Below are 7,650 nucleotides of genomic sequence, written 5' to 3' on the forward strand. Positions count from 1 at the left end.
ATTTTAATAAACCCGGTCATATTTGGTGTACTAATTTTTTTTGAAATATAATCATTTTTATTCCAATAGACTCTATCTTAGAAGGTATCCATTTACCCACAGAAAAACATTAAAAAGATTTATCATTAATAATTTAACTTAGTATAAGAGATATATTCAAAATACAATTAATTCTGATTTTTTCGTCTCTTTCTACACATTTATAATGCTCATAAAGCAATCACTACCCATCTAAGCTCGCTTAGGGATAGTGATTGCAAGCCTAATGAGTGCAACATAACTCGACAGTCAATATCGCTATAGCGATCATTAAGGGAAAACATCCCCTTAGCCTGACCTAAATAGGTTGCTTATTTAAGGACTTTTTCTTGTAAGAGGTAAAGGTTAATACAGAAATGCGTCTAGTGCTTTTTTGGCTAAAAGATTGCTTCGTCGACTTAGCGGTTTGCCACTTTTGACCGACGTTGAAGTAATACAGTCCTCAAAAAACCAGTAAATGGGTGTGTTTAAGAACTTAGCTAATAGCACTAGATAAGTAAGATCTATTTTGTTTAACCCTCGCTCATAGCGTGAGAATTGTTGTTGGCTAACCCCTAGTTTTGCCGCCAATTGGCTACCTGTGTAACCTAACTCTTTACGCCTTTTTTGTATGCGCTTACCTACCAGTGCATTGACATCAATATTTGCACGACGATATTTCACCATGATATTTCAACCTTTTATTATTATGGTAACGTTAGAATCAACGCGCCAGAGCCAGAAAAATACCCTGGAGCAACATGTCCATTGGTTCTCAATTTAGAACTCACTTGTATAGAAACCATTTTGCCTTTAGCGACAAAGATAGCCTCTCCCTCTTCGCCAGATTTATCATTAATATATAAATCAGCATATAAGCTATTGTCATTACGTAGTGGGACTTGACGATTATTCATTCCTGTTGCAACAACCTGTAAAGAGACATCACGATTACACGTCACATTCACAGTTTGAGAACGAACCGCATTGTCTAATTCATTTTCCCCCACATTGCCGTAATCCAACTCAACAGAATGGGCTAACACATCACAATGTCCAACAGGTGGGGGAGCAATTGCACAAATAGAACCCGGTAATAAATAGCCATCTTCAGCAAAACCATAAGCATTTGGCTGATAAAATATACCAACGCACTCTTGTATGGTTGATGTATCAACATATCGATGAATGGCAACTCCTGGGCCATAAGGGAAGCCTCCTAATTCTTTCATAACAGCAATACGTAGATCTTCCATTCTTCGATATTTATGCCCATCACTTAAAATAGTTCTGGTCGCTGAGCCTCCAGACTGGTTAGGCTGATGACGATGATTTATGGTTATATAACAAGGTTTTTTTTTATAACAAGGATTTAAAGCCGTTGGTGGCTCGGGATCCCAACGCTGGATAATAAAAGTGTAATCAGCCCCTGTCCCCTCATTACCTACTGGTTTTGATTCTGTAATATAAGAAAAAATAGCGGCTATAGAGGAAGCTGGATATATCAACATGCTAGTAAATAAGTAAAAGATTAATTGGCGCTTAGGTATAAGCATATAAACCTCAAGTCAACATTAGTCATAATTTAAATGGAATGTAGCAATGGCGCTAAAGGGCCCCCGTTTTATTGATTGATTAGCAATTGCGGTAGGTTCTGCTTGTATAAAAGCACTAAACCTCAATGTGTTATTAGTTGAAAGTAAAGCCATATTTTTCGATGGCTGATTAATGGGTAAGAGGACTCCATCGCTATCTTCTAGACCAATAGCAATACCAGAGGCTCGACTTATTGGACTCAATGCTAGAAAACCTTTCCCTGCCATCGCCTTATTTTCATCACCTTTAAATGTGATGGAAACTTTGTTATTCATAGAGAGATCGCACTCCGATAGATGGATCTCAAATTGCTGGCTTTTAGTTCTTTCTACTCCATTGTAAAAAGCACTATCAGTCACTTTATCCAGCGTGATGACAATAATTTCATCACCGGGTTTTATTACACATGGCTCATCAATTAACTCACCATGAAAACGCATATTAGGATCAGCATTAGCCATAGCTATCACAGCGGCAAAGATTGCAGTACTCAGAGATAATCTTTGTAATATCATCCCGATACTCCTATTGATATTCAGCAAGTAGCGTTGCTGTTGCCTCAAATGCACCTTTTGTTAAGGTACTTCCTGATTTTTTTACAGGCACAGCTAAAATAATCGGCGGTTTATCAGAGGTAATAACAAACCGTTTATTTAAAATAAATGGCTCACTATCTATCGTGAGATGTACGGCTAAATCCGTTATATTGGTTTGTAAAGCAGCCGCATCAAATTGGCTTGCAGAGCCGATAATGGATAAACCTAATGCCCAACCTTTTGCATTTTCTTCACACTGCAACGTGTAATTGACGGTCTTTGTATAATTAATGCCATCGATGCGACTCGTTCCCAGTTGGTGACCAAAATTAACATCAATCATGTCATTGTTTTGGATCACACAAGGAGGGGGAATAAATAGTGTGCCAAATAATCTCAAATTATTTTCGCTGTTAGTGATTGTCGCCTTATTTGCCGTCTCATCAGCCATTAATGAAAATGATGAAAGTAACGTTATGAAAAAGAATATCCTCTGTTTATTAAACATTCCCGTTATCTCCTCACTGATATTCCATGCGCAATGTCGCTGTGGTAGAAAAGTCTCCTCCCACAAGAAGAGTAGAAAAATCACGCACAGGCACCGCTTCCAATACAGGAAAATCGGGATAAGTAAAATTAATTGCCTGCCCTAACTTAAGTGGTTTATTTTGATACAAAATACGTATACCTAATCCGGTAATATTGGTCATTAATGCATTGGCATCAAAAAAAGTACCATTCCCCTCGACAGAAAGTTTTAGTGTATTAATGGGCATTTGTTCACAACTTGGATGATAATCAACCAGACGTTTGTAATTTAAGCCATCAACTCGTGTACTTAGCACATCACCGAAATTCACTTCTACCGTTTTGCCCTCATTGATCATGCAAGGAGGGTGAGCGATAACGTACCCTTTTATATTGATAGGGATCGGATAAATAGGTGTAATAGGCGAATTTTGTGATAGTCCCGTACTTGACAAAACTGGTGTCACAGCAGTTACATTTGTTGTGATAAAAAAGCTCAATAGTACCAATATTGATACAAGACTATTTTTATTAATCTGCTGTTTCATAAATATACCTATTAATTTCCTTGGTCTGTTTCTATCACCTTACATTCACGACTATCGCAGCTAAATTTCAATCTTGGACGACCACCGTAATCATTGATGTAACTTAATACCGGAGAAGCCCCCAGCGTAGAAACCGTTAAATTGAGTTTTTCCTGCCCTCGAGGCGCTACCATGATAGGGGTAAATCCTTCTAAGCTTTTCCCTTTCAGATCCGTTAGACCATCAACAATAGTGATATAATAGGGTGTGGGATTATGCACAACATAACTCTCCCCCTGCTTTGTTAAGGTAATTTTTTCCTGCCATGGATTACTTAAATCAGTTTGGGTGGCATAAATAGATTTTGGTCGATAGAACAATTTTATCCGCGTTTGTAGTGCAATTTGTAATACGTTGGGTTTATCACTACGTGGAGGGATCTCACGTAAATTAAAATAAAAAACACTCTCTCTATCTTGAGGTAGTTGTGCAATATCAGGTAATGATTGCACTTTCACTTGGCTCTTATTCCCAGGTTCAATACGCTGAATAGGAGGTAATACAATAAGAGGTGTTTCTATTTTTTCTCCTTGCTCGTTCTCTAGCCAACCTTGAGCTAAATAAGGTAATTCTTTGTTTTGATTACTTATACTCAGACTTACTGATTTATCAGCACCATTAAAAATAATACGTGTACGATCTAAAGCGATTGTCGCACCAACTTGCGACGTAAACACCATTCCAGTTAATAAGGTGGTAGTTACCATAAATAAATGTTTAGATGCCATCATCTTTAATTACTCTTCTCTCTATTAATCAATTATTGTTATTACTTAGCGTTATTTACTAAGGAATGAATGTTGAGGTAATGCTTGCGTTTTATCTGTTTCCAGGAATGATGTTGAAATAGTCGGCTGTCTTTGAAAGCAAGTTAAAAGCAGTGATGTGATCAGTTGTGTATCCGCCAATTTAGGAATGGATAATTGGCATTGGTTTTTACCATCCCAATGTACATACAAGACATCGCCTGAATTAATACCGCTTAAATAAACCTTTCCACCGTCGTTAAAAACACCTAATTCTCGACCATTAAGCGTTGTTACTGTCGCTGCAAATGGCGGAACGCCTCCTTCAGCCAACTGTACTGTTGCCATCGCTTTGTGTCCGGCAATCACATCAAATTGACGATAGCCAATAGCGCCTTCAGTCAAAGTTAATTGATGAATAGAACGTAGTGCTTCAACATTGTCTGGTAGCTGTTTAAGATCGATAGAAGCACTGCCTCGATAATAGTGATTAATATCGGGGATCACCGCCTTGCCAAAAATATTGGTATGAGATATGGCACTAAGACTTTTTACCGGGACATCAGAAACACCTTGAGCATCAATTAACAAACGGGTTGCCCCCGGCATATTGCTACGGTGAAAATCCCCGCCTTTAGTGGTTAATGTTGCCCCACCTTGGAAAGATAAAGATGCCGAAGTATAGTCGCCGTTAATATGACTGGCTGAAGCCGTTACTAAAGCAACATCACCATAATGTGTAAAGAAACCATCCGCCGATGGTTTACCTCGACTACTAACTCCTGCACTTAGACGATAATTATTGTTATCATCAATGCGATCGAAATAGCTGACATTATGTGAGTTACCTTCTTTATTTATGACCGAGTTATAACTTATCGTTGCTCTATCACGCCAAGGCAAATTAATGTTGAAATACACGCCGTTGTCATGATTGCCATTAAAACGATTACGATAAGCGGATAAGCTAATGTTAATGTTTTTAAACTTCCCGATAGCGAGATACTTTGATAAAGAGAAGTTGTAATAGTCGTTATTCGGTCTATCCCAATACCTTTGATGGTTATAATTTATATAGGTACTAAGTCCCCATTGAGGAAATTGTTTACTCAGTGTAAGGGTATAAAGCTCTTTATTATTTTCTTGTGCGCCATAGCGATAACGCCTATCTAAATATTGATCCATACTCATAAAATGACGATCAGAGAATCGATAGCCTGCAAAAGTGATTTGCCCATCAATAGATTCAAAACGCTTTGAATAGCTAATTCGATATGAACTGCCATGATAGTGTTTATTCTCATTAGCGAAGGTTGCCCATGAATGAGTCGTATCAAAAGAGATAGCACCTAACATCATTAGATCTCGTCCAAAACCTAGCGAGGCCGAGTTATAATCCTTAGAAACTAAAGTGCCACCAAAAAGAGACCAACCATTATTCACTCCCCAAGAAAACTCTCCCATTGCAAAAATAGGCCCTTCAGTTTTATGATCTAATCGAGAAGGCTTACCCGCAGATACTTTATATTGAAGGCGTCCCGGTCTTGTAAGATAAGGAATATTGGCTGTATCAATTTGGTATTCTTGTATTGTTCCGTCCTGCTCTTCAATACGAACATCCAAGCGTCCACTTACCGCATCATGCAGATCTTGAATACGAAATGGCCCAGGCGCGATTTGTGTCTCATAGATAATCCGTCCTTGTTGACTCACAGTGACTTTTGCATTCGTTTTTGCAACTCCCGTGATCTCTGGAGCATAACCTCGTAAATTAGGGGGCAACATTTGCTCATCCGTAAGTAAACTTATTCCCGTAAAACGGAAATTATCTAATAGGTTTGAACGTAAGTAAGTCTCCCCCATGACTAAACGGGCGCCCCATTTCGTTATCGCTCGATAAAGATAGAATTGATCCCAATTCCAGTGATTTTCTGTGCTATGCAATACACCTGTAGTGTGCTCATAACTTGCTTGCCAATCTGCCCGAAAACGCCAAACACCTAAATTTGCCCCCGCCGTACCATTTGCGGTGATCTGCTGTTTCTGCTTGCCATCACTAGGCGCTCTGACATTGGCATTAACGTTATAATCAAACAATAATCCAGCAATACCTTCGTCCCAAAAAGAAGGCGATTCCCAATTCGGTGATGAATACTCTAGATAAGCTTGAGGAAGAGTAATAAAAAAAACCCCACTACCTAAATCTGTCCTCAGGCTCATACCTGGTAACGATGCCTCATTAAGGCAATTACCCTTATCTTTCCAAGTTAACTTTTTTAACCATTCTGGTCTGAGTGCAAACTGCTTAACTAATATGGGTGAGATACAAGGTTCGCTTGCCTTGGGATCATCTTTGGGCACAATATAGTCAACACGATAAGTTCCACTTAATTCATTGTTATTAATATTAATAATTAACTCATACTTGCCAGGAGTAATATATCCCGCTCGGGAAAAGCTTGATAAATCAATATTTCCTCGATCTTTTAAGTCAAGAATATCTGAGTTAAATTCAATATCTTTGCTAACAGCAAATGACTCGCTGGCAATACTTGCCATCCCTATAATCACGAAATAGATCAGTGTGGTAGCAGAACGACCTCTGCACTGCTTACTTTTATGTTTAACATTTAAATCAATCGTCTTGAATAATTTAGCCATAAGTAAACCTAACTAATCCATTTAGTGATATTCGAGCCCAAAACAGTCAATTATCGGTAATGCCCCTACGGATGAAATATCACTATGTTTGATAATCCTTTTGTATTTATAAAAAGAGCGCGTTTTACTATTACTCACCATCGATATCTAGCGCGATGACAAAAGTGTCCTAACGATAAGAAAGCTCATCAGTTAACAAAGCCTTGTATATCCTTATACAAAGCTTTATTTGACGACTATTATTGATAAGATAAAGCAAAAGTGGCTATCGCTGTAAAATCACCAGGAATAGCAGCTTTTGAGGAAGATCCTTGTAAATAAGCGGCAAAATTTAAGTCATTGTTACCGTCATTCAATGTTTGGGCGGCACTTGCTTGACCTAATTTGATTTGTTCACCACCTGCATTGGTGATAACAACAGCTGCATTTTTGGCGATCCCTTCAATACCTAAAGCCCCCTCTAAAACATCAGGAGCTTCAGCACCGGTAAAGGTTGTTTTGACTGTTTTATATGTCTCAGTAGAACACTGTAATAATTTGATTTTAAACATTTTTGACGCACTACGGCCACCGTCCTTCAGTGCGCTAGATGACACTTGACCTAATGGAATACGTTGAGCACCTGAATCAGGATCGATAGAACAAGGAGCATCAATAATTGAACCATAGAATTCAACAGTACCATGCCCCTGATCTGCCGCTAATGCAGAGCCCGCAATGATAGATAAGCCTAACCCTAAAACTAAATGCAGTTTTTTTAATTTCATTTTGTTTTCCTAAAATATAAAAGTTAAATAAAGTATAAAAGCAACAACATTCAATTAAGAAAAATAATCCCATACAGGCGATACACTTCTCTTTTATGAATAAGATACGCAATGAATTTGGTATATCTTGATATATTGTAAAAATTAATCTCTATAATTAATCATCAATACATAAAATAAATAATAATTAACAACCGAAATTAGATAACGC

The 7,650-nt window shown here is 38.0% G+C and carries 8 protein-coding genes; all 8 read right to left on the reverse strand.

Features of this window, described 5'->3' with window-relative positions; all coding sequences use genetic code 11:
* Positions 1-384 precede the first annotated feature (384 nt).
* The gene (locus tag AACU95_RS01455; protein WP_004244929.1) at positions 385-705 is read right to left on the reverse strand and encodes a helix-turn-helix domain-containing protein; all 321 of its coding nucleotides are present in this window, start codon (positions 703-705) and stop codon (positions 385-387) included.
* 20 nt (positions 706-725) lie between these two features.
* The gene (locus tag AACU95_RS01460; protein ID WP_004247322.1) at positions 726-1,574 is read right to left on the reverse strand and encodes an MrpH family fimbial adhesin; all 849 of its coding nucleotides are present in this window, start codon (positions 1,572-1,574) and stop codon (positions 726-728) included.
* A gap of 18 nt (positions 1,575-1,592) precedes the next feature.
* Positions 1,593-2,129, reverse strand: a complete 537-nt coding sequence (locus tag AACU95_RS01465; RefSeq protein ID WP_004247321.1) for a fimbrial protein — start codon at positions 2,127-2,129, stop codon at positions 1,593-1,595.
* A gap of 10 nt (positions 2,130-2,139) precedes the next feature.
* Positions 2,140-2,658 (reverse strand): fimbrial protein, encoded by a 519-nt coding sequence (locus AACU95_RS01470; protein WP_004244936.1) that lies wholly within the window; start codon positions 2,656-2,658, stop codon positions 2,140-2,142.
* Between the two features lie 13 nt (positions 2,659-2,671).
* A complete protein-coding gene (locus tag AACU95_RS01475) occupies positions 2,672-3,226 on the reverse strand; it encodes a fimbrial protein (protein ID WP_004244937.1) in 555 nt (184 codons plus the stop codon).
* A gap of 11 nt (positions 3,227-3,237) precedes the next feature.
* Positions 3,238-3,996 carry a fimbria/pilus periplasmic chaperone gene (locus AACU95_RS01480; protein ID WP_004244938.1) on the reverse strand — a complete coding sequence of 253 codons (759 nt, stop codon included), beginning with the start codon at positions 3,994-3,996 and terminating at the stop codon, positions 3,238-3,240.
* A gap of 48 nt (positions 3,997-4,044) precedes the next feature.
* Complete coding sequence (locus AACU95_RS01485; protein ID WP_141192285.1) at positions 4,045-6,672, reverse strand: outer membrane usher protein; 2,628 nt, start codon at positions 6,670-6,672, stop codon at positions 4,045-4,047.
* Positions 6,673-6,911: 239 nt separating this feature from the next.
* A complete protein-coding gene (locus tag AACU95_RS01490) occupies positions 6,912-7,439 on the reverse strand; it encodes a fimbrial protein (RefSeq protein WP_004244940.1) in 528 nt (175 codons plus the stop codon).
* Positions 7,440-7,650 lie beyond the last annotated feature (211 nt).

It is taken from the genome of Proteus sp. G4415 (genome assembly GCF_963896075.1).
In the GTDB taxonomy this organism is placed as follows: Bacteria; Pseudomonadota; Gammaproteobacteria; order Enterobacterales; family Enterobacteriaceae; genus Proteus; species Proteus mirabilis.